The following is a 25,050-nucleotide window of genomic DNA, read 5'->3' as shown; positions in this document are numbered from 1 at the left end:
TTTATTTAGTACAGTTCCACATAAAGTGTGGCCCTACTTGTTTTTACCTTAAAATCCAATTCCAATTCATCCAAAAATCTGGAAAGTTTTCTTTCTATCTTACTTGTTCTTGAATTACACTCATAGCGGTATTCCTCTACAATTAGTTGGTTTTCACTTTGGCTCTTAATCTTGTAGTACCCATCCTTGGATGTTTCCTCTATCCAATCTTCCAAGACGTACTTTAACCTAGTATTGTCGGCCTGCGGTAATTTGCAGTCCATATTGCAATCCGAATCTCCACTTATAGTAAATCTGATATCGGCAATAGCCCCGTTCTCACTGCACTTTTCCAAATAATCCACTATTTCCTGCATAAAATGTTCTATATACGAAACATCATTCCCCTTCTTATCTTCATAAGCTATTTGATTAATGGCCGACTTTGTCAGGGCTGTAATATCGGTCGTGTTAAAATAATTTGACTCACATACTTCACTGGCCCAGGATGTTGCAGAAGAGAAGTGAATTGCTTCCACGATCACTGTTACTTTATTTCCGTGTGCTGTTGTTACGTATTCAAACTCCAATTCTACCAATACATCAGCAACCGCATCTTCAAATAACATTTCTGTTAGGTCGCACTGACTGCAATCGTCCAACTTGCCATCTCGCATGAGTTTGTTGAATGCCGCTTCAAAATCCCTAGTGTCAAAACCGAAATTTTTAAAAGCATCATTAACGGTAGCCATTCCTGCCTTTAAATTAAATGGTATTTTATTATCTATAATATTCTTATAGGCCTTCTCCCCAGGCATAATCATAATACTTGGCAGAACCAATCGCTCATTGGATTTTTGTGCTTGTACAACAAGAACAACTAATAATGCTATAATGGTAAATTTGTTCTTCATTATATTTTGAATTTATTAAAACATATTTTGCATTCTATTTCTTCACAACTAAGCTCCACATTTGGATCATTAATCAATTGATCCAACTCATCTACCATATTCTTTTTGATGCCACCAACTGAAATACCCCCCTGGACTTCGTCTATGGAAAACTTAATGATTTCTTGTTTACGGGTAAGCCCAGCAATACTGGAAACCTTATAAATTGCAAACCTGTTTCCTTTTTCAACACCTTCATCCACCCCTACGTTAATAAGAATATTGGCCCCTTTCTTCGTTTTTTCCAATTGAATTATCTCTACTGAAAAGGGCGTGTTGGCAATAATGAAGTTCCCTATTTTATTTCTTAACAGGTTTATTTGAGTCGACATAGCGCTAATTTCGTCAATACCATCTGCTGAAATTGATATAGGTCCCGGAGTAAATGTTTCTGAAGCCATTAACTCGCCTGTCTCCACACTGGATATATTTATACTAAAACTAAGTTTACAATCGATACCGTTTTTCATATCCGCATATTCAACAGCCGTTAATTTACCCCCAATTAAGTACTTTGCTCCCTTTTGAAGTCCTTGTTTGGCTACTACCCCATTTATAAAACTAACATTCTTTTGTACCTCTATTTCCTTATACTTGGCCGTTTCGGCATAGGTGGTCCTATCCAATGGGATGTACCTTTTGGATTCTACAAAAAGCTCCTTGACCGTTTCTGTCAGCAATTCCGCTTCCCTGTAATTTTTTTCGTCCAAGGCCTCAAAAGTTGTAAGGCCAATGGTTGTTTTCTTATTTTTGGAATTTTGGGATATCCCTGACGAAATACTCAATATGACAATAAGAAAAAGTATGGTGTTCTTCATTTTTAAAGTTTGTGTTTTCATTTTCATTTGGTGTTTTAATTTATAATGCAATAATTTTTTCAATTCAATTAACGAGTTCAAAATCTTCTACTCGGTCATAACTTTGTTCTATGATTTGCTTATTGTTTTTATCTATATAAATCCATTTGGAGTTTAATTTTACCGGTGCAATCCCATTAATAAAATTCCCTGTATTTTCATATTTAAAATCGATTTTCAATTTTCCGTTTTTGTCAATAAACCCCCATTTATTACCTTTTTTTACCGCTGCCCAACCCTCAGAGAATATTTCCACTTGGTCAAAAAAATCATCAAAGGCTACATTTTCAAACTTGTCCATAAATTGCCATTTATTCTCACCAATTAATACCCCAAACAATCCTTCAGAATAATTTTCTACTCCTAAGTAATTAAAATTAATCACTTGTTCTCCAGTTATATCGATAAAGCCCCATTTTCCCTGTTTTTTAACCCCTGCCAAACCATTCGAAAAAGAATTTACATCGTCATATATACCAGAAAAAGCAATGTTTCCATCTTTATCTATAAAACTCCATCCTTCACTTGTTCTAATGGGAGCAAGACCGTCGCCAAATAACTTAGCACCTTTATAAAATTGATTAAAGGCATTTTCACCGTCTTTATTTATAAAGAACCACCCTTCGTTATTTTTCACCAAAGCAAAACCATCGGAGAACGGAGTAGCCAGATCAAAATCGCCTTTTATCGTCAAATTTCCGTCAATGTCAATATAATTCCATCCAATTTCGGTATTAACAGGGGCCACACCTTCCTTAAAATTTAACCCACCTTTGTAAGTTGGCTCCAAAATTGAGTTTCCTTGGGAATCAATATAACCTGTCTTACCCTCCAATTGTACCATTGCAGAAAATTTAGGTACATGACTACCCCCTAAAAACCTGAAAATTAGGAATGCCGATAAGCCAATACAAACTAAAGCAATAGCAGCAATAACTATTGGTTTATTGGTCTTGGATCTAGTTTTCCCAATGGGCTTTGGACTTTCCTGTATGGGTTTATCTGATACTTCTTGATTATTGAGGTTAACTACCGTTGGCTTATCATCAATCGCCACCTCATTTTTTAAAATCGTGGTAACCTCATTGCAATCGCCCATATGGCCATATAATTCCTGCCTACTGGATTTTAATGCGCTTTCTGCCCTTAGAAAGGAATCTTCCTCTAGCTTATAGAATTCTTTCGGCAATTTTTTCAACAGTTCCCTACCCGTAGAGGGTCTTTTTTCTGGATCCCTTTCCAAACAAATTCTGGCAATTGGTTGCCAATCTTGCGGAAGCAATTTTATATCTTCAAGTAAGTCTTTCTTAAATATTTGCTGCATAATTTCACCCTGCTTCCCTGCACTGCCAGCACCATATCCGTCTACATCAAAAAGAGTTCTGCCAGTAAAAACTTCGAATATGATAATGCCAAAACTCCATAAATCCGTATTGAATTTTAGGGAAAGTCCCTTAAGTTGCTCAGGGGAGCTATACTCCACAGTACCTCCTGCAAAACTATTTTGAAATTGTGAATAATCATTCTGGATTTCCGCTAACTTGCTCAGTCCAAAATCAGTTATTTTGGGAATTATTCCTACCCCGGGCCGGTTCACTACCAAAATATTCCCAGGTTTAATATCCCTATGTACCACTCTATTATGATGTAGGTAGGCTATACCTTGTAAAATCTGAACCAAAATTTTATTCCTTTCCCCATTGCCAATAGTATTGTTTTTCAGATAAGATGAAAGGTTCCCCAAGGGATAAAACTGCATAATGGCATAATCATAAAGGCCCGGACCGTCCGCATACCTATATACACTTTCATAATTGGCAATATTTGGATGATCTTCCAATGCCTTTATAGCGTCGTACTCCAACTGAAGGGAAAACTCTTTGCCCTCAATTTCCTGTATCTCCTGTACCTTTATGGCCACCTCCCTATCCAAAGTGCAATCATACGCCTTATACACCGTACCAAAAGCGCCGCCACCAATTTTATGGTCTTTGTTATTGTATTTATATCTATTATGAAACTCTTGTCTGGTCACTTAACTGGTTATTAGTTGGTTATTCTTAGTTTGGAAGGAAAAGTTGCGCTAATCCAATGGTTTCTTATAAGAATCCCTTACCGCTTTACTTTTACCTCCTCCAATTCAATTAAAAAGACATTTGGATTTTTTATACGTTTCTTGTACGATAATTTAAACGATTTATCTGCGTTCATCACAACTGTTTTGGCCACACTTTCCCCCAAAATCGTAGATTTTTTACCATCCTTGGAAACTTTCGAATAGGTAACAACCACAATTTTGTGTGCTCCTGGAGTTAATTTCACCTTATTATTGTACTTGACATTTTTTTTGTTCATGCCATATCTATAAACTTTTTTACCGCTATCTATAAATAAGCCAAGGATTTGATAATCTTGGATTGATCCCAACACACTTGATATATTTAATGTATACTTATCAGCTTCCGTAAATTGTGGCAACTGATAACTATCATCCAACCGTGTAACATCTACCCATGAAAAACGTTTAAGGTCCTGTTTACCATATTTTACCCAGCCATAGCCCTCTTGCCCCCATTTTATTCCCCAAGAGTTTTTTATGAGCCAAGCTTGTTTGGTATCGTCCCAGCCCGCCAGGACCACGGCATGACTCACCTTTCCTGTATTTTTATCCTGTAATATTCCGGATTTACTATTGTAAGACTGAAAAGCGGTACTACTGGCGTTCAAAGCAGCTATGACGGCGCCGTGTTTTACAATAGCCCTCTTAATTTCAGTTATGGAGGCATTATCATCCAATTGTCCCCAATTGGAAACTTTTACAGGTGAATTTTGGGCAATGGCACAATACCCTTTTTTATTTTGGTAAGGTATTTCCTTTTCACTTACTACTCCCTTATCACTTTTTAGTAGCTCTTGTAATGCCATTTCAGGGTAACCTCCATTACAACCTTTGCTTTGTCCTATACAATTGACCAATTGCTGTTCACTTAGATCTATTTGTTTTTGATTAATTAGCAGGTTGCTCGATTCCATCGCTGCCAAGGTGGAAAAAGCCCAGCAAGACCCACATTCGAATTGATCCTTAACTTCGGATATTCCGTTTACCGAACGCAAGTCAAAACGTTCTTGATTCTCATCCCCGTAGGAACTTGATAATTTGTCGTATAACAAATCCCCTGCTCCAATAAATTCACTGTGGACCTCCTGGATTTTTAACATTTCCTCAGGGGTTAAGGGAATTAAGCCAGTACCTTTGTTTTGGGATACTATAATCTGAAAGAACATTAAACAAAGTAAACCAATAATTACTTTTTTCATTTTATCTATTTCTTAATGTTGACTGTTATTTCTTTTAAGTGACCCTCTAAAATTAAATCGGGATCAAAACTTCTTATTTTTTTAAACTGTAAAATATATGAACCCGATTTAAGACTTTTTAGAACAAAAACTTTGGAGTATTCAGAAAGGCCATTTTCCTTTTCCTTGTCTATTTTTAAAGAATCGGTTAATACGATTTCCGGATTTTCCACAAATTGCCAAGAAAATCCACCATCACCTTCACCCTCCAAAACAATTTTAAATTCTTCCCCAACGGTTAATTTCTTTGTTGATGTACATGAAACGCAGACCGTAAGCATTAAAAGAAATAAGGGAAACAATCTTTTCCAATCCATTGCTCTATGTAATATCTTCTCCATAATTATCTTCTTCCGTGTACGCTTCCCCATCATTTAAGCCCTCTATAATTTCTTCATCCGAACCAATTTCCTCCAAGGTTACTTCTTCGATTTCACTGCTTTCATTTCCCTCATCGCCTTCCTGTTCTTTTTCCTGGTTCCTGTTGGGATCCGGTTCACTCCCCCCGTGATCTGGTACTATAGTATCTTCATGGGTGTTATCCTTTCCGTTTTCAAAATCAGTATTCTCCTGGAACATTTTGAAAAATTCCTTTTTATCCTCCTCAGAAAATGAATCCCATTCCTCTTTATTATAGGTATTATAATGTTGCCCTCTCCATGTAAAAAAACCTCCTTGTCCCAATTCTTCCCTTGCCGTTTGAAAAGCTTGATTAAAGGACATTTCATCTGTTACACTTTCCGAAAACTCAACAGAGGTGGGCACTTCATATTCGCATAGGTCATTGGAATCTTCTTCAATATCGGCATCCTCAATATCATCACTACCTGACGAATCATCCCTTTCCGCAAATCTATCATTGGCATATTCAACACCCTTAACACCTCCTATTCCTCCTAACAATCCTGCCAATGCCGTCAAAGGCATTTGACCATTTTTCAATAACTGGGCTCCTTCCGGCGTAACTCTAAAAGTGAGTTTTTTGCGTTGGTTGGGGTTCACCTTTAATTTTATATTTTCTTTGCTCATTGACTTATTTTGATTTAAAACTAGTATCACAAATGCTATAGCCATTCTTTTCTTACATGAAATCGGCTTTTTGATATATCAAAGACTAAAAGTCGCTCTTTGAAAAACCAATTAAAGTATTCTGCCCTATTTTTATGGTATCCGATATATCCACAAAAACCTGTTCCTGAGCCTCCACGGTTTGGGATTTTCCATCCCTCAACAAATGGGTTTTATGCAGGCTATTTAAATCTTTGATCACAATTTTTGACCTACCGTTTATGGATCTGAATTTTAGTTCAAAATGTACTCGGGAAACTGCTGGATCAAATTCGGTAGGTATTATGATAGGCTCAGCGCTTTGGTCCATCAGATTTATTTTTTGTACGCTTCTGCCTACAATATAGGTTTTGTGGGTATCGATTTCCAATATGGCAAGGGTTTTATTTGTATTCCTATCGGTAATGGAGAGGCGGTATCTTGTGTTTGTTTCGTTTTGTGGGGCTATAATAACGGTGCCTTTTGGGGTTTTACCCTTAGCCGTCGAAGCATTTTTTTTATCGACGAATTCTTTTATTTTGAGATTGACCCGATTACCGCATACCTGACATTTTATTCTTTGATCCAGCCCTATTAGAATCCACTCCTCCGGAATTTTAACCCTAGTCCCACAAGATTTACACGTATGCTGCATATTTAAAATTCTAGGTCCTCATTATCGTCCTCGTAGTTGTCATCGTCATTATCGTCCGTTCCTGTTGCATTCCCCTCGTCTATTTCATCATCATAAAGAGAATCTTCAACTTCAGCATCCATGTCAACCTCCTCTTCAATCTCTTCATCCAAATAACTATAGTCCAATTCAATGAAATTGTTTTCACTTACATGAAGCTCCTCAATAATAGAAGGTTCATCAACTTCTATTTCATAGATAAGATCTTTCATAATTATGATTTAATTTGCCAAGTGGCATTACACTGTTTATTTCTACAGGCTTTTTTTTCTTTCCAGAAAATACCCTCCTTGCCCGATAACTCGGAACCGCATTTAGGGCATACAAAACTTAGCTGAAACTCAGTTTTCAGTTTGTCCAAAAGTTCTTCTTTTTTTCTTTCTGAAATGCCCAAGGTTGAAATTGTACTTCCTAAAAAAGTTGCCCCAATCATCAGTGGATACCTTAGTTCCGATTTTATATTGGGAAAAAAGTAAATTACCACCACCACCAAAACCGTTATGATCAGTCTTGGCAACATGGCAATGAGCTTATAATTCTTATTAAGGCTCCTTCGTTTGGCTTTATAGGCAGTTTCAATTTTAAGGAGCTGGCCAAACTCAGGGGAAAAGTCTGTTCTTTGGGATTTTATATATTTTGATAGATGATCGAATAAGTTCTCTTGGTCTGCCCTTTGACTTCCAAACTGAATTACATCCTTTGCCGTAATCTTTTTTGATACAATTTCTATTTCGTTTACATAGGTGCCATTTGTTGATTCAAGATCCACCAGGGTAAAGTTTTTAAAATCATCGGAAACAAGAATTTCAGCATGATTACCACTTACAGTATCGTGGTCAACTATATAATTGTTATCCCCATTTCTTCCTATAGTAAATTTCATATCAGTACCAGTAAACAAATTTTCGGATTCTTTTTATATACTCCGGCCCTAGACTTACTATTCGTGAAGGACAACCATGGTTTGCCGTAAACCACACTTTTTCTGCATCGACCTTTAAAATTCTATTTCTATTGATCATATAGGATCTACCCACTTTTTGAATACATGAAACATTGCGCAATCTTTTTTCAATAAACGCAATGGCCTTGCTTTCCAATCTTTTTTTTCCATTGGCCAAATGAATCTCCGTATAATTTTGTGAAGCCACACAATAACAGATATCAGAAATGAATTCCAGATCAAAACTTCCTTTTGATTTGATTTTCATTTTCTCTATAGGCGCATTTTTATCAAAAGGATAGTACATTAACCTATTTACCAATTTTTTCATTACATCACTAGGATCATTGTCCAAATTGTAACAAAATGAAATATCTTCCTCCCATCCATAAAAATTATAAAAAAGAGAAGCCTCCCTAACCGTAACAACTATTCTGGCATGATTATTTAAATTTTTTTGTTTGTTAAGCTCCCTTTCGTTATTTCTGTAATAGCTTAAAAAACCCCTAAGTTTAATCCTATCTTCCAACCTGTTGTCCTCAAGATAAAAAAAGACTAGTTTTTCGCCATTATCCACAAAAGCATTTTTATTTAACGCCCATTGTCTTTTTATACTTTCTTCAGATTCTAAATCGGGAAAGTTCTCAAATTCTAATAAGGTACCCTTGCTAACCACTCCTTGTTTTTATTTTGCTCGACAAAATAAAAAAAAATGGTTTTAAAACTTAACTTGTGACTATATAATCTATTAAAGACCAATTTGTTGGATAATGGGAGAAAAAAATTATGTCCTTTTGTTCAAATACAGCAATTATAGCCGAATGATTATCCCTACTCTCCTTTTTGCACCTTTCCTTTATGTGTTCCAGTTTTTCTTTCAAATCCAAATTATCTTCACTTAGCAAACTTAAAAGCTCATAGTCCGAAAATGCTTCCAGTACCCCATCCGAACATATAAAACATATGTCGCCCTCCTCTAAATCCGATAAAAGATGTATCTCCGGTTCAATGGTACTATTTTTCAAGTTAGCTATGAATGCCTTATTAATTTGATTATTTAGCGGATGCTTCCTTGCCTGTTCCCGTGTTATCTCACCTGATCTAACCAAGGATGATACCAAGGAATGATCCCAGGTTTGCCAAAATTTTTTCTTCCTAGGTTTTACAAAAAACACTCGACTATCACCGGCATGCATAGTAAAAAGTCCTGTTTTTGTCAAAAAAATTGCCGCTATGGTTGTCGCCATACCATCCAAACCAGCTTCGTTACATGCCAAGTTATTCAATTGATTTTGAGCTTTCCGGGCCAATTCTATTAAGCTCGGTTCATTTAACGGCTCATTGTCAAAGTTTTGAAGAATATAATTCGAAACTTCTTTACTTGCCAATTCTCCTTTTACACCCCCTCCAACACCATCACATATCAGCAGGCACCTTTCATTAAATTGAAGTGCATCCTCATTGTTCTTTTTTTTGCCAATATGGCTATAACTAAATACGATCACTATTCTATTTTTAAATAATTTAAGGAATACTATTGAATCCCATAACACAAAAAAAGAACTAAATAAAACCTAAACCTTCTCTTTTTGTACCAAATCATGGTTTTAATATACAAAGGACTAGGATATAATTAACTCCTGTCAATCCACATATTACCCACAATAACGAAATTCCCTGGGAAAACCATTGGTATTCCCCATTCCAATAAAGGAGGGTTTAATCCGGCTACAAATGGAAAACATAAACCCATCAAGCCTACAAGAGGAAATTAAAGGATTTTATAATTTGTGTGAATATATAAACATTTTGGCAGTTAGGTAGTCAGTCAAAGTTTTGCCAACTGCTTAAAGCAAAAAGGAAGGGCTATCGACCTTACCAGGCATCTTATGGGATATCAAAATTGGCCATAGATATGGACTTGATTAAAAGAGTTGGATAGGGCTGTCTTGAATGTGGTGCGTGTATTATTGGCTTGAAAATTTTCGGGTTACAAATTATATACTAGCCATTGGTTAAGGAGTTTAGACCTCCTTTTTTAAATCCATTCCAAAAAGAAGTAGGAAAACGCCTTTCATTTTACCATCCAAGCTTTTACGTAAAATAGAAAATGCTTTTGTAATATGTCCTTCAACGGACTTCTTGGAAATATTCAAATACTCAGCAATTTCAATATTGGTAAGTCCGTCCTGCTTGCTCAACAAAAATGCTTGCTTACACTTGGGAGGTAGGTTCTCGATTTCCATTTTCACCTGAACAAGTAATCTCTCCAAAGAATTTTCCGAATCATCTTGGACAAACACCCTAAGGGAATCGATATGTACTTTTTCCAATGAAAAAACAGGTCTTATCTTTCTGTATTGGTCAACAAACCCATTATATACGGATTTATATAAATAATTTATTAGGTCAACGTCGTCCTTTAACTTTTTTCGCTGTTTCCAGATTTTTATAAAGACATTCTGAACGATATCTTCCGAAATATCATAATCCCCAATAAGTCCAAATGCATAGGTACATAGTCTTTGGTGATATGTTTCAACCAAATAGGTATAAGCTTTGGAGTCACCTTTTTTTAATCCCTGAACTAAGATAACTTCGTTGATAAAATCCATTTTCATAATATAGGAATTGCAATAATAATTGTAAATATTTGACAAGTAAGAAAAATAATTCGTAAAAAAGCAAGGGTTGTAGAAAATTATTGCGTTTTAATTATGTAGTTCAATTTCTGTTGTCAATAATGATCCAAAATCTAATCGCAAAATACTTTACAAGACAAGCTTCCCTTTCTGAATTGGATCAGCTTTCCAAATGGATTGAAGACCCTTCCAATAAGGAGGAGTTTATAAAGTACGTGAAAATCAACCATGTAATAGATTTGAATGTGAAAAAATTTGGCACGGATGATTCTAAGATACAGTTGCTACAATTTATCGAGCGGGAAAAAAGAGCGGCTAAAATGCGTAAATTCAGGAATTTTGTAAAATACGCTGCCGTAATACTTATGGTTCTGGGCATTGGATATCTTTTCAAAAATGAAATAATCAATAGTGGATCGGATACTTTAGACCCTAAAACAAAGACAGCGGTAGAGGTTGTAAATATTATCCAAACAGGAACGGACAAGGCCATCCTTACTTTAGAAGATGGTACAAGTATTGATTTGGAAAAAGGAAAAACAATACAAACTGAAAATATAAAAAGCAATGGGGAGGAATTGGTATATGACTCCTCCAATAAAATAACCACTGAGATAGCATACAATTACCTAACCATTCCACGAGGGGGGCAATTTCACATAAAATTGGCAGATGGAACATTGGTCTGGCTTAACTCCGATAGTCAGTTAAAGTATCCCGTTGCCTTTGCAGAGGGAACCACTAGAATTGTAGAATTAATCTATGGTGAAGCCTATTTTGAGGTATCTCCAAGTACGGAGCATAAAGGAGCATCATTTAAGGTTTTAAACGCATCCCAAGAGATAGAGGTACTGGGCACCGAGTTTAATGTCAAAGCCTATAAAGACGAAACCAATATATATACCACCCTGGTAGAGGGCATGGTATCTGTAAGTACTGCTACAACTACTCAGGTACTAAAACCCAATCAGCAATCCAATTTAGACCTCAAGAATAATACTATAATAATCAACCCCACAAATGTAGGCCAAGAGATTGCATGGAGAAGGGGGCTTTTTAGTTTTAAAAGCAAGTCGTTACAAGAAATTGCCATGGTCCTATCACGCTGGTATGACGTAGATATAGAGTTTTCAACACCTGAGCTTAAATACGTGAAATTTAATGGCGTATTGAAGAAAGAAGAAGCTATCGAAGAAATATTAAACAGTATCTTAACTACTAATTCCGTAAATGCCTATGAAATAAAGAACAAAAAGATTACTATTAAATAAAGAAAGGGAACAAAGTTTATACCTGGACAGTACTGTGCTTTTGTCCCCTCTTTGCATCAATTGATTAATAATATTAACCAACTAATACTCAAATTTATGAAAATTAAATTTACTAACACTATTTTCCGTCAGCGGAAAGAGCTACTAAAGTTCATTATGAGAACATTCATATTTTTGCTTTGTTCCACTGCCTTTGGATTTACTTCGAGTGATATTTTCTCACAGAATACTAAAATTAATATTGACAAGGATCAGGTAGTATCCATTGATGCGGTATTCGACTTATTAAGAAATCAAACAGAATACACGTTCATATATGAAGAAAACCTATTTAAGGATACGCCTAAAGTACAACTTAAAAAAGGCATAATCCGTGCCAATAAATTATTGGAAACCTGTTTTTCCGGTAAAGATTTCGAGTTAAATATTAAGGGCAATAAAATCGTAATTATTGCTACCGAGTCCACCAGTGAGGAAATACAGACTTTCACTGTGTCAGGATCTGTTTTGGATGATGATGGACAACCTTTACCAGGTGCCAATATTATCGAAAAGGGGACGACCAATGGTACACTCACCGATTTCGACGGTAATTTTTCCATGTCAGTAGCCAATGAAAATGCCGTTTTAGTGGTGTCCTATCTTGGATTTGCAACCAAAGAAGTTAATCTTGGCGGGCAATCCACCATTACCATAAATTTAGTAGAAACTACCTCAGGCTTGGAGGAGGTGGTCGTTACCGCCTTAGGGATAAGGAGACAGAAAAAGTCACTAACTTATACCACGCAAAGTGTTGAATCTTCTGAATTAACCGGTGTTAGGGATCCAAATAATCTCATAAACTCTTTTCAGGGCAAGATTGCCAACGCACAAATTACACAAAGTGCAGGGGGTGTAGGTAGTGATTCCGAAATTATACTCCGAGGTTCCCGTTCCCTTGCAGGTAGCAACTCCGCGTTGATAGTGGTCGATGGGGTTCCAAACATCGACAACAATTCAACTTCCAACATTAATCCAGATGATATTGAGTCGGTAAGTGTCCTTCCCGGAGCTTCCGCAGGTGTTTTGTATGGTAGTCAAGCTGGAAATGGAGCTATAATAATAACCACAAAGAAAGGGACAAGGGGGGGCGATGTGTCCGTAAATGTAAATTCGAGCGTTGTTGTTGAATCACCTTTTGCATTACCCATGGTTCAAAATATTTATGGCCAAGGAAGTGCCGGTCTCTTAAATCCGGCTTCCGGAGAAAGTTGGGGAGCTAAAATGGAAGGTCAGGAATACGTAAACTATTTGGGTGAATCAAGACAATATTCGGCTCAACCCAATAATATAGAAGACTTCTTTAATAATGGAATTAGTTCCACGAATTCCATAAGCGTTTCTGGTGGCTTGGAAAAAGCACAAACATTTTTGTCATACACCAAAAAAGATGTCCAGGGTATTATTCCATCCAATAATTTGACGAGTCATAATTTTAATTTCAGGATATCAAATAAAATTGGAAATAAAATTACGCTAGATTCAAAAGTAAGTTATCTAACCCAGATCATTGACAATAAAACCAGAGCAGGTGAGGCGAATAATACGCCTGTTATGAATATTTATCAAATACCTAGAAATGTTAGTGATGCTGATGCCAGAAACTATCAGGCATTGGATAATGTTGGTGTTTACATGCCTACTCCCTGGCCATCAACATTGGCCTCTAACTATCAAAATCCATATTGGATCGTAAATAGGGATATCCTTGAAGGGAAGAAAGATCAACTATCGGGATTTATATCTGCTAAATTGGATGTAACCGATTGGTTAAGTGTAACAGGAAGAGCCAATTTGGCAAAGTCCTTTGAGGAAGAAAAACAAATGACCAATGTTGGAACAGTTTTATTCGCCAGAAATAAGGGCGGGTATTATCGAGAATCAGGTATTTCCGGTATTCAAAAATGGTTCGATTTAATCTTACAAGGGAATAATAAATTAAGCAAAAATTTTAGTGTTGATTATTCTGTTGGGGCCATATATCAAGACAGACAATTTGGTGTAAAAAATGATATAGCCGATGGTTTAAATGTAGCCAATAAATTCAGTTTAAATTTTGCTACCAATCCTCAGTTTAATTCCACATTAACCCAAATACAAACTCAGTCTGTTTTTGGAGATCTCAATTTATCATTTAAAGATAATGCCATAACTCTAAATGGCAGTTTTAGAAACGATTGGGATTCACGTCTTCCGGCTCCACACTCATTCCAATATTATTCTACAGGACTTTCAGGGGTCTTATCCGACTTGATAGAACTACCTGAATCCATATCATTCCTAAAAACTTATGTTACCTATGCCGAGGTTGGTAATGGTGGGCAGTTTGGACTGCTTTCTTCCTCCTATAATTACAGTCAAGGAGCAGGTAATGGGTACTTGAGTAGAAGCAATGTTCTTCCTTTTCCAGATTTAAAACCTGAGATTGTAAAAAACTGGGAAGCTGGATTACAGTCGAGATTCTTTAATAGCAGGGCTGGAATTTCTCTTGCCTACTATAAGAGCAACGCGATCAATCAACTCATTAGGATTTCACTTCCTGTTGCTACAGGCTATTCCCAAAGATATATTAATGCGGGGGATATTCAGAATGAAGGTTTGGAAATGGTACTAAACGGCTTTCCAATATTTTCTGAAGATTTCAGTTGGGAAGTTGATCTGAATTTTTCATTCAACGGGAGCAAGGTAATCAGTTTAACAGATGATCTTGATACTATTTACTTGGGAAGCTTTGGTAATTTTGGAGCTGTTCCTCAAGCAAAAATTGGTGGTAGCTATAATGATTTAATAGCGGATCAATGGCAAAGGGATGATAATGGCAACTATATCGTTACCGATGACGGACTCCCTTTTATTACCAGTCAATCCGGTCTCGATCCAGAAGTAATAGGAAACGCAAATCCAGATAAAATATTTGGGATAACCAACACATTCAAATACAAGGATTTTTCTTTGAGGATGTTGGTTGACGGTAAGTTTGGAGGGGTAATGGTTTCAAATACCGAACAGAACCTGTCTTTCAGCGGTATAACCGAAGCAACTGCAAAATACAGAGAGGGAGGATGGAATCTAGGAGGTGTTGATTTGGATGGGAATCCCGTTTCAACAACCATTTATTCCCAGCAATTTTGGCAAACTGTATCCGGTAAACGCTCAGGGGTTGGAGAATTTTTTGCTTATGATGCCTCTAACGTTAGACTAAGGGAAGTATCATTAGGGTATGACATACCGTTGCCATCTAATTTATTTATAAAAAAAGCAAGATTTTCACTTATAGCTCGTAATTTATTTTGGATATATCGAGGCAGCTCTATATTGGATATTCCAGGATTAGGGAAACGCAAGATGTGGTTTGACCCTGACATGGGTAAATATGCGGATGGAACCGAATATGGTGCGATTCCATCAACACAGAGTTTTGGTTTTAATCTTAATCTAATATTTTAAAAGAATAATCATGAAAGAGATAACAATAAAATTAAGAATGTGCCTTTTGGTTACGGTTAGTATTATAATACATACCGCTTGCACCGATGATTATACTGAAATTAATACGGACGTAAACTCAATTGCCACAGTAGGCCCATCCGAGTTGCCTTTTCTATTCTCAAAAGCGCTTACTGGGGTGCCTATTGGAGGACAAACTCCTGAAAACTTATTTTCAGCTCAGTACGCACAATATTTTTCCAACGTAACTTCCTATTTCCCAACGGATAGGTTGGTAATAAGGATGGATTGGCTTAGGAATGCATTTAACCCAATATATGTGGATGTTATGCCACAGTTACAGACTATTTTGGATAATTCCGAAGAAAACTCAGCTGAACATGCACTTGCTGAAATATGGTGGGTTTATTCGTTTCATAGGGTTACTGACTACTGGGGGCCTATACCCTATTCAAAAGCTGGTGAGGCAAGTACCTCAATTCCATATGACAGCCAAGAAAGTATTTATAATGACTTTTTTGAAAGACTGGATAGGGCTGAAGGGGCGTTAAAGGCTTTGCCAAGCGACCTGAAACCCTTTGGATCCTATGACTTAATGTATGAAGGGGATATTAATAAGTGGATTAAGTTTGCCAATACCTTGAGACTGAGACTGGCAATAAGAATCTCCAAAACCAATCCAGAATTGGCAAAAGTTCAGGGGGAGGAAGCCTTTTCCAACACTGTTCTTGAAAGTAGTCCAGAGGATGATGCACTAATTCAGCAAAATACCATTGACATAAATCCGATTTCACAAATGTCTGAATGGAATGAATTCAGAATGAGTGCTGCAATGGAATCTGCTTTGGTAGGATATGATGACCCAAGAACTCCTGAGTATTTTTTACCATCGGTTAATACCGGTGAATATGAAGGCCTAAGAAATGGATTAAGTGTGGAACAATTGTCGGATGAAATGAATAGTGCCCACTCAAATTCACATGTTGGCCCTCGTTGGACATCTCCGGCTTCAGGAGGCATAGATGATTTTTATTCTACACCATTGAATGTAATGTCTTCTGCCGAAGCTTACTTTCTAAGGGCTGAAGGTGCTTTGCTTGGATGGGAAATGGGAGGATCCCCCGAAGAATTGTATGAAAAAGGAATCGAAAATTCATTAATGCAATGGGGTGTTACGGACGCTTCGGTCATAGAATCATATATTAACAGCAACGCTACTCCTGCAGCTCCAAACGATTTTCTACAATCACCTCCTATAGGTGATATACCGGTTAAGTTCGATACTACCGATGAGGACATTCAGTTCCAGCAAATATTTATGCAAAAATGGATTGCTCTATTTCCCGATGGTGTAGAGGCATGGGCTGAATACAGACGTAGCCGGGGACTGCCTTTATATCCTGTAGCTAATTCTGATAATATTGAAATTACCGATCCAACCACCCAATGGATTAGAAGGGTTCCTTTTCTCTTATACGAAAAGCAGTCGAACGGCGAAGCTGTCGATGAGGCTATCAATTTGTTAGGTGGCCCAGATTTAATAACCACGCCTCTGTGGTGGGATAAGAATTAAAAAATATAAATATAATAATCCGATGTACACTCTTCTTAGTACATGGACAATTTTTCAAGTGAGTGGAACAATTGTGTTAGGTTTCGCAAGAAATTGTACATCGGATTTTAAACTTTTAGGATTTAAATCCCTTGGCAATAAGACCTATTGAAGGTTGTTTTATTGCACCCAAATATGCCAGGATTAAAACCTTTTTAATGTTTTTTTTGGCTAATTATCCCAATGGGATGCAGCAGGGCTATGTTTGTTAAGATAGAGCAAGAAAAGTCTCTCACCAATTTTCGGAACACAATATAAATAATGGAACCAACCAAGCTTGTCCATTATCCTTATTGTTTCAATCGAACAGGGGCTACTAACGGAAACATCAGAAAAAAAGGCCATGGAGACCCTGTGGTTATAGCTAATTTAACGAAGGCATCAATGGGGCATATAATCTATATGGATTAAAAATTTGTCAATGACAAGGTATAAATCATAGGCTAGAAAATAGTTTGGCAGCTATAAGGAAAGCCTTGGTTTTTAACTTATAAATAACGGCATGCAAGAAAGACTTGAAACGTAGAAATAAATTGATTTTTTGTTTAAAAAAATGGAAATGACGAAAAAAAGAAAAAAAGGATTATTGTTTGTTTATTTTGAATACACAAGCATCTACCAGAAAGTAATATTTTTATTTCTCTTGCTTGTAGTTGCTTTTGATGCCTATGGACAAAAACGATCAACTCAAATAAAAAACAATCCTGAGTTTATCAGTTACCCTGAATTTCCAGAAGCCCACTCAACATGGGGAGATATTGGTTACAATCCCGTATATAACAAAGTGTACATAGGTGTAACCAATCATTTGAATAAAGTTGGCCTCTATGAATATGATATTGCCCGCAACGAAATGAAATTGAACGGGTTTATTGCAGATATGGCCAATTTAAGGCCGTTTCAATGGCAGGGAAAAATTCATTCAAAAATAGTATTTGATAAAGAAGGCACTGTTTATTTCTCTACAGATGGAGGGGATTATAGGCATTTGTATTTTATGGATGGTCCCCTTGGCTATGTAGGCGGCTATTTTATGAAATGGAATCCAGCCGATAATAAACTGACCAATTTGGGTATGGGCTTGCAATATGAAAGTACCAAAGACCTGGATATTGATATGGAAACAGGGAATTTGTACGGTACCACTTTTCCGCAAGTTCATTTTCTCATCTATGACGCAAATAAGAACGATTTAAAGGATTTGGGCAGATTGGGGTCGGGACATGTCCCTAGGGTATTGTTTACCGATACTTGGGGCAATTGTTACTATGTAGATTGGAGGCAACGGCTTGTGAAATATGAGAAGAGCGAGGAAAAGCTCATTTTTGCGAAGGAAAGCCTGCCTTCCTTTCCCGGAACACCCGGCTATTCCATAATAACGGGGATTACTGCCTATGCAAAGGATACTGCCAACAACATTGTTTATTTAATAACCTATGGCGGAAAAATATTAGCCTATCACCCCCAAAAAACCGGGTTCGGTAAAGTGGAGGATTTAGGTGGGGTCTACGATGCTAAAGGAAAGGAAAAATGGAACTATTATGTTCCAAACCTAGCGATGGGCAAAAACGGAAAGCTCTATTATTTTGTAGGTGGCCATGGCATTGAAGCTGTTAAAAATAGTACGCTGTTTATTGAATTTGACCCTAAGACACGGGAACGGAAAGTATTGATCCAGTACCCTACTTCGGTAGTACATGAAGCCACTGGTGCCGATGTGATCGATGAAGATGGCAATATATACTTTGCCGGCAGAAAGGGCGATAACCATAACTCTACTCCCTTTATGATCAAATTTAATCCTGCAAGGGATCTTAAATACTAAATACGTTATTAAATGAAAAATAAAATAAGAGTATCATTATTGGCATTGGCCCTCTTTTGTTTCTTACATATACGCTCACAAGTAAACAAAAGACCGGATGGCTTTGCCATAGAGCTTTCCTTAGAAAATACCGACTTAAAAAGACTGCCTATTTATAGAAATTCCATTACATCCCTTCATGTATACGGAGATTATATAATTGGAGGTACAACCGCCAATGAAGGACTTTCCCCCTTCCTATTTTCTGCATCGTTAAGTCAAAGGGAACCTGTAGATTTTAAGGATCTGGGTAGCTTGATACCGGGCCAGGAAAGTATTCAATCGGGTTTTGGTATAGGCAAGGATGGATTACTGTATTGCGGAAGTATGTCCAATTCAAAGGAAAATAATACAAACGGGGGCCATCTATTCCAAATCTCAATTAATTCAAACGGCGCATTAAAAATAATAGACCTTGGTGTTCCCGTAAAGGGTGAAGGCATATTTACCTTGGTCGGTGATACGGCTGGAACACAAATTTATGGAATCAGTTATCCAAAGGGGCATTTCTTTGTGTATGATACCGAAAGTGGTAAGACCAAAATATTTGAGGGCATTATTCCTTCTGAATCTGATCTTACCGAATACAAAACGTATGACCTACGCCCTCAAGACTATCTGTCCAGAAGCTTAATACAAGGCAATGACGGGAAAATTTATGGCAGCGCCCCCATGAACAAACTATTCTCCTTCGATCCAAGTACCGAAACTTTAAGGATACTTGATGATACGTTGCCAGTGGTATGGAAAAGAAACATACTTGGGAGGGTTGATTCTTGGGCAAAAGACAAAGAGGGTATTCTTTATGGAGGCAATTCCGGCGATGGACAATTGTTTACGTTGAATCCTGTTACAGGTGTGGTAAAAAATCTAGGTAAGCCAATTACCTTGAATCGCTTAAAGGGCCTAAGTTTTGGAAGAAATGGCAAATTATATGGCGTTGCTGGTGGCACACCGGGTTACGCCCATTTATTCAGGTACGATTCAGATTTTGGGTTTTATGATTTTGGAAACCCCAAATTTACAATGGTAGCACCAGGCATTGAACAGGGAATTAGTTGGAGGTCCTTTAATATAGAGACTGTTACATCTTCGGAAGACGGTAGGTATATTGTGATGGGCGAAGGCGAATCCCTAAGTCAAATTATGGTATTGGAGGTTCCTCAAAAATAAACCGCTTTAAAATATGGTATTGTATTATAAAGCATAAAAAATGACCATTACGTTCGAATATACAGAGGGGGGACACTGGTGGAGTAGGGAGTTGATTTTCCAATTCCACAACAGAAAATAGTGGCCAATGTGCAGTCTTAAAATAAGGAATAGTTTAGTATTGTTTGTTATAGTTAGTTGTTTGTTGAATATAGGTTGGCTATTCATATAACCAACCTTTATTCTCATAGGTAAATCCGTTGTTATTGAATAGACCTAATGCACATTTTAGTTTGAACGTTAGTTTTTATGATCAACAAAAACATTGGCCATTTCAACAACAAATAGAAATTGGCCGTCTAACGCAATTTATTTAGAGGGCGAATTAAAATAAGATAAAAATAGAAATATGAGATTTATTCATAAAATAGCATGTATTTTTTTATTACAATCAGTATTCATATCATGCATAGATTCTACTGTTGATAAAAATAAAACCATAAGAAATGAGACTTCTGAAAACTGGACCCATATGGGACCCGGCGGTGGAGGTTCAACTTTTATGCCTACATTTTCATATTCGAGTACGGACGATTTTCTTATACGATGTGATATGACAGGCTCTTATTTAACCAAGGATGGGGGAGAATCTTATTCACAAATAAATTATCCAAATGGTTCTTCTTCATTTGCCTATGATCCATTGGATGAGAACACGGTCTATATCGGGGCATCCTCTTTAAATAGGTCAGAAAATGGAGGACAAACATGGGAAATGATATTCCCAAAGAAAGAGGATATTATTGAGGAAATTTTTGTTGGGGATCATGCCAATTATTCAATAAAAGCAAAAGAAAATTCCTTATACGCCAATAGTGGAAAAGGAATACGAATAAAAAATATCAAAGCAGACCCCAAAGATGCTGGCCATATTTATTTCAGTATTAACAAGGCTTTTTACTATTCAACGGATAAAGGTGAAAACTGGACTAGGATAGCACTGGATGATGACATTAAATTCATATACACAAATGCGCAATATCTGAAGGATACGGTATATGTTTTTACAACAAATAGCGTCATTAAAATAGATAAAGGTACTTGGAAACATACCACCTATCCAATCCCAAATGAAATGAAACCGGCCTTTTCCTATACTGGAGGCAACATAAAAAACAGTGGAGATTTTATTTTCTATGCTTTACAAAACAATGCAGGTAGTGACAGTAGACCAGATGCAGTAGCCAAGACTTCTTTATGGACAAGCAATGACCTAGGCCTTACTTGGGAACTAAACCAAGATCCAACCTTTAACAATTCACAATCTATAGCCCCAACTTATAAAAGTATATCCGCTTCCGAAAACGACGCCGAAAATGTCTATGCGGTTACTTTGTCCTATAAGGAGAAGAAACAAGACAATGGATTATCCCACTGGTATGGCACTTTAAAGTCTGAAGATAAAGGTAAATCATGGAATTGGGTATGGAAAGGAGGTGGCGGTATTGGACAATACGGTGTAAGGGACGGAAAAGATGCACCTAACTTAAGTGATGCATGGGTTCAAGAAGCTTTCGGGGGAGAATTCATTCTTTTAATAGATGTAGGCGTTTCCCCTATCAATTCCGATGTAGCTGTAATTACAGATTGGTATCGCACCATGAAAACCGTGGATGGAGGTAAAACTTGGACCGAAATATATAGCAATAAGCAAAAAGAAGGAAGCTTTACAAGTCGAGGTATTAATGTTACAACAAGTTATGGCGTCCATTTCGATCCATTTGATCAGGATCATATAGCAATAAGCTTTACGGATATAGGATTCCACCATTCATACGATGGGGGAAAAAGTTGGTATAGATCCACCAAGGGCATCCCTATTGAATGGCAGAACACTTGTTATTGGATGGCTTTTGACCCGGAAGTAAAGGATAAAGTTTGGTCTGTGTGGTCTGGATTACACGATTTTCCGAGAGGAAAAATGACAAGAAGCCCAAAATGGAAAGAAAAATATTATAAAGGAGGGGTAGCAGTTTCAGTTGATGGGGGTAAAACTTGGAAACCCACTATAGAAGGTCTTGGCCCTAACACGCCAACAACTTCCATTGTATTGGACAAAAATTCTCCTGCAAACAATAGAACACTTTATATAGCGGCCTATGGCAAAGGGGTCTATAAATCTATTGATGATGGAAAAACTTGGAAGCTACATAACAACGGTATAGAGGGCAGTTTGGCTGCCTTTGAACTCACAATACAAGACGATGGAACTTTGTTTTTAATTACCTCACCCATACCCCAACATAAGAACGAAAAAGCGGGCAGGGAGGTATTTATGGGGAATCTGTACAAATCTATAGATGGCGGAAATTCCTGGAAAGCCCTAGACCTTGGTGATAAGGTTCAGTTTCCCAACGGACTCACTTTTGATCCCCAAAACCCAAATAGGCTTTATGTAGGCTCTTGGTCAGATATTCATTTAAGTGATCTAATTGGGGGGTCACTTGCCAATGCCACTGGTGGAAATGAATTAATGGATTTGGACGGAGGTATCTTGGTATCCGAAGACGGTGGGGGTACTTGGAAGCAAATTTTTGATGAACATCAATATGTCTATGACGTAACCGTTGATCCTTATCATCCGGGGCGGATTTATTGCAACACCTTTAATCAAGGTGCGTATAGGAGCAATGATTATGGAAAAACATGGAATAAGCTCAAAGATTACGATTTTCATTGGGGCCACCGTGTAATTATTGATGAAAATAATACGGAAAAGGTATACTTAACTACATTTGGATCCAGTGTTTGGCACGGGTCGCCAAAAATAGAGTAAACAAGTATAGTATGGGAACAGGTCACCCCCTAGACCTCCTGCCCATTGTTTGTAGTTCACCTAACACTTTCAACTATTGAACCATCTTTTAATGCAATTAAAGTTACGGACCATGAAATACGCTATCAAATTCTTATTTCTTTTCTGCTTTCTAACACAACAGCTAAGTGCGCAAGAAGATGTAAGCTTTTTTGAGTACTGGAAATCGTATTCGGATATTGAAAATTCCCTATACAAACACTTTAGCGCTATTGCGTATGATCAGCTAGAACAGACCAAAAGTGAAACCAACAACCTAAAGACAGCCGAAGACTGGCTAGAAAGGCAAACTACCGTAAAAAACAAACTGTTGGAGGCCGCTGGGCCATTTCCAGAAAAAACACCCTTAAATGTCCAGATAACCGATGTTTTAAAAAAAGATGGATTTAGAATTGAAAAAATCATCTACGAATCGGTTCCAAATAACTTTATCACAGGTGCCCTGTACATCCCAGATGGCATTAAAAAAAATGCTCCGACCATTTTTTATGCTTGCGGACATTCACGGGAAGGGTTCAGGGTAGAAATATACCAGCATATTATTATCAATTTGGTTAAAAAAGGGTTCGTGGTATTTACAATTGACCCCATGGGACAAGGCGAACGCTACGAATATTGGGATGAACAAATTAACCAATCCATTTTACCAATTCCTGACCATGAGCACTCATATGCCGGCGCACAATGTATAATTTCCGGGTATTCTACTGCAAGTTATTTTATTTGGGACGTTATTAGAGGCATCGATTACCTCCTCACTAGAAAAGAAGTAGATCCCAATAGACTGGGAATGACCGGAAGGTCTGGTGGAGGCAACCTAACGGCCTATATAGGCGCTTTGGATGATAGGGTCCTTGCCACTGCGCCTGAATGTTATATTACAAGCTATGAATACCTATACCGATCAAGAGGCCCGCAATGTGCCGAGCAAAATTTATATCAAATGGTCGGCAAAGGACTTGACCATGCAGATTTCATTCAAGCAAGGGCCCCAAAACCAACCTTTATCATTAGTACCACCCGCGATTTCTTCAGCATACAGGGAACACGAGAAACCTTTCAAGAGGTCAAAACTATGTATGACGCTTTAGGGAAACCGCAAAACCTTTCTATGATTGAAGATGATGCAATACATCAATCAACAAAAAAGAACAGGGAAGCCATGTATGCCTTTTTTCAGAAAGAGTTGGATAACCCAGGGTCGAATGTAGATATGGAAGTTGAGGTTCCCACAGTAAAAGAACTTCAAATAAGCAAAACCGGTCAGCTAAATACATCTTTTAATAAAGAAACCATATTTTCACTAAATAAAGCCAAGGTTGCTAAACAAGAAGCGTCCCTATTAAAGAAACGGAGCGATTACAGTGCACACCTCAACAAAATTGTAACGGATGCGAAACAAATCTCCGGGTTTAAAGCACCTAGCAATTTAAAAAAGGTCATCTTTTCTGGAAGATACCTAAGCAACCGTATACTGGAAAAATATTTGGTATCCGGTAGCGGGGAATACATGCTTCCTGTAGTCCTATTGAAACCACTACAAAATATAAGAAATGAAGTGGTACTGTATTTTGACACAAAAGGAATAGAACACGCGGTTCAACAAGACAGCATCGTTTCCGGGATATTAGACAAAGGGTACACCGTTTTGGTAACAGATTTACCCGGAATTGGAGAGCTTGGTCCTGGCTATTTAAAAGGGGATTCCTATATTAAAGAAGTCTCTTACAACCAATGGTTTGCTGCCAATCTAACAGCTAATTCTTTTGTAGGACTTAGATCGGAAGATATTTTAAGAATCCTACATTTTGCCGAAAAAGAATTAAACGCCACCAACATTGCCGCCATTTCCAATGGCGCTCTAGGTAGCGAACTACTTCATGCTGCTGCTTTCACTAACAACATCGATAAAATCGCACTGATCAACCCTTTTCTTAGTTATATAGACATAGCTACCACAAAGCTGTATGCCCCATCTTATATTCCGCACACCGTTTCGGGCGCTATAGAAAAATATGACTTGCCCGATTTAATGGCTTCGTTGTATCCGCGTAAGGTCCTGGTAGTTGATCCTATGTCCGGTGACGGACATCCGGCAAGTATGTTGAACATTGAAAATAGTCTTAAGTTTCCTTTAGAAGTTTACAAGAAAAAAGGAGGTGAAAAAAATATGGTCATAAGTACTAATGTGAATGAAAGCCAACTCACAATATCCAAATTACTTACATGGTTAAAATGAAATTCTATAATTAAAAGGGTAGCAATTTTTTTAGGCAGTTACGAAAAATATGGCACTAAAACACAACAAACTTAAATTA

19 protein-coding genes are annotated in these 25,050 nt (G+C 37.3%); 7 read left to right on the top strand and 12 right to left on the bottom strand.

Translation table 11 applies throughout. From position 1 onward, the window contains the following. Positions 1-5: 5 nt before the first annotated feature. The 12 genes from QSE00_RS00865 to QSE00_RS00810 form a co-directional block, all read right to left on the bottom strand. On the bottom strand, positions 6-893 hold the full coding sequence (locus QSE00_RS00865; protein WP_110354207.1) for a DUF6175 family protein: 888 nt from the start codon (positions 891-893) through the stop codon (positions 6-8). Beyond that, positions 893-1,771 (bottom strand): hypothetical protein, encoded by an 879-nt coding sequence (locus QSE00_RS00860; protein ID WP_286104527.1) that lies wholly within the window; start codon positions 1,769-1,771, stop codon positions 893-895. Before QSE00_RS00860 ends, QSE00_RS00865 begins: the two co-directional genes overlap by 1 nt. A gap of 43 nt (positions 1,772-1,814) precedes the next feature. Beyond that, positions 1,815-3,824, bottom strand: coding sequence for a WG repeat-containing protein (locus QSE00_RS00855; RefSeq protein ID WP_286104526.1), 2,010 nt, complete (start codon positions 3,822-3,824; stop codon positions 1,815-1,817). Between the two features lie 77 nt (positions 3,825-3,901). Continuing rightward, positions 3,902-5,107 (bottom strand): C1 family peptidase, encoded by a 1,206-nt coding sequence (locus QSE00_RS00850; protein ID WP_110354204.1) that lies wholly within the window; start codon positions 5,105-5,107, stop codon positions 3,902-3,904. Positions 5,108-5,112: 5 nt separating this feature from the next. Beyond that, a complete protein-coding gene (locus tag QSE00_RS00845; protein ID WP_286104525.1) occupies positions 5,113-5,487 on the bottom strand; it encodes a protease inhibitor I42 family protein in 375 nt (124 codons plus the stop codon). Further along, the gene (locus QSE00_RS00840; RefSeq protein ID WP_286104524.1) at positions 5,468-6,175 is read right to left on the bottom strand and encodes a hypothetical protein; all 708 of its coding nucleotides are present in this window, start codon (positions 6,173-6,175) and stop codon (positions 5,468-5,470) included. The genes QSE00_RS00845 and QSE00_RS00840 overlap by 20 nt, the downstream gene beginning before the upstream one ends. An 85-nt stretch (positions 6,176-6,260) precedes the next feature. Further along, positions 6,261-6,848 carry an FHA domain-containing protein gene (locus tag QSE00_RS00835; RefSeq protein ID WP_286104523.1) on the bottom strand — a complete coding sequence of 196 codons (588 nt, stop codon included), beginning with the start codon at positions 6,846-6,848 and terminating at the stop codon, positions 6,261-6,263. A 2-nt stretch (positions 6,849-6,850) separates the two neighbouring features. Continuing rightward, positions 6,851-7,099, bottom strand: a complete 249-nt coding sequence (locus tag QSE00_RS00830) for a hypothetical protein (protein WP_110354200.1) — start codon at positions 7,097-7,099, stop codon at positions 6,851-6,853. A 2-nt stretch (positions 7,100-7,101) separates the two neighbouring features. Next, on the bottom strand, positions 7,102-7,770 hold the full coding sequence (locus QSE00_RS00825) for an FHA domain-containing protein (protein ID WP_110354199.1): 669 nt from the start codon (positions 7,768-7,770) through the stop codon (positions 7,102-7,104). Position 7,771: 1 nt separating this feature from the next. After that, entirely contained in the window at positions 7,772-8,506 is a 735-nt protein-coding gene (locus QSE00_RS00820) for a LytTR family transcriptional regulator DNA-binding domain-containing protein (protein ID WP_286104522.1), read from the bottom strand. Between the two features lie 49 nt (positions 8,507-8,555). Then, the gene (locus tag QSE00_RS00815; protein WP_286104521.1) at positions 8,556-9,335 is read right to left on the bottom strand and encodes a PP2C family protein-serine/threonine phosphatase; all 780 of its coding nucleotides are present in this window, start codon (positions 9,333-9,335) and stop codon (positions 8,556-8,558) included. A gap of 519 nt (positions 9,336-9,854) precedes the next feature. Then, positions 9,855-10,451: an RNA polymerase sigma factor gene (locus QSE00_RS00810; RefSeq protein WP_286104520.1), complete on the bottom strand. Its 597-nt coding sequence runs from the start codon at positions 10,449-10,451 to the stop codon at positions 9,855-9,857. 122 nt (positions 10,452-10,573) lie between these two features. Between QSE00_RS00810 and QSE00_RS00805 the strand changes: the two genes are divergently transcribed. The 7 genes from QSE00_RS00805 to QSE00_RS00775 all read left to right on the top strand — a co-directional run bounded on the left by QSE00_RS00805 (position 10,574) and on the right by QSE00_RS00775 (position 24,971). Continuing rightward, on the top strand, positions 10,574-11,743 hold the full coding sequence (locus QSE00_RS00805; protein WP_286104519.1) for a FecR family protein: 1,170 nt from the start codon (positions 10,574-10,576) through the stop codon (positions 11,741-11,743). Positions 11,744-11,899: 156 nt separating this feature from the next. Next, the gene (locus QSE00_RS00800; RefSeq protein ID WP_286104518.1) at positions 11,900-15,229 is read left to right on the top strand and encodes a SusC/RagA family TonB-linked outer membrane protein; all 3,330 of its coding nucleotides are present in this window, start codon (positions 11,900-11,902) and stop codon (positions 15,227-15,229) included. 10 nt (positions 15,230-15,239) lie between these two features. Continuing rightward, positions 15,240-16,802 carry a SusD/RagB family nutrient-binding outer membrane lipoprotein gene (locus tag QSE00_RS00795; protein WP_110354194.1) on the top strand — a complete coding sequence of 521 codons (1,563 nt, stop codon included), beginning with the start codon at positions 15,240-15,242 and terminating at the stop codon, positions 16,800-16,802. Positions 16,803-17,400: 598 nt separating this feature from the next. Beyond that, positions 17,401-18,666: a hypothetical protein gene (locus QSE00_RS00790; RefSeq protein WP_286104517.1), complete on the top strand. Its 1,266-nt coding sequence runs from the start codon at positions 17,401-17,403 to the stop codon at positions 18,664-18,666. Positions 18,667-18,678: 12 nt separating this feature from the next. Further along, positions 18,679-19,878, top strand: a complete 1,200-nt coding sequence (locus QSE00_RS00785) for an NHL repeat-containing protein (protein ID WP_286104516.1) — start codon at positions 18,679-18,681, stop codon at positions 19,876-19,878. Between the two features lie 388 nt (positions 19,879-20,266). Next, positions 20,267-22,693, top strand: coding sequence for a hypothetical protein (locus QSE00_RS00780; protein WP_110354192.1), 2,427 nt, complete (start codon positions 20,267-20,269; stop codon positions 22,691-22,693). Between the two features lie 112 nt (positions 22,694-22,805). Next, the gene (locus tag QSE00_RS00775) at positions 22,806-24,971 is read left to right on the top strand and encodes an alpha/beta hydrolase (RefSeq protein WP_286104515.1); all 2,166 of its coding nucleotides are present in this window, start codon (positions 22,806-22,808) and stop codon (positions 24,969-24,971) included. The last annotated feature ends 79 nt before the right edge of the window (positions 24,972-25,050 follow it).

Origin of the sequence: Arenibacter flavimaris (assembly GCF_030291335.1) — a bacterium.
GTDB lineage: Bacteria > Bacteroidota > Bacteroidia > Flavobacteriales > Flavobacteriaceae > Arenibacter.
This window is presented reverse-complemented; position numbering and strand designations above follow the sequence as displayed.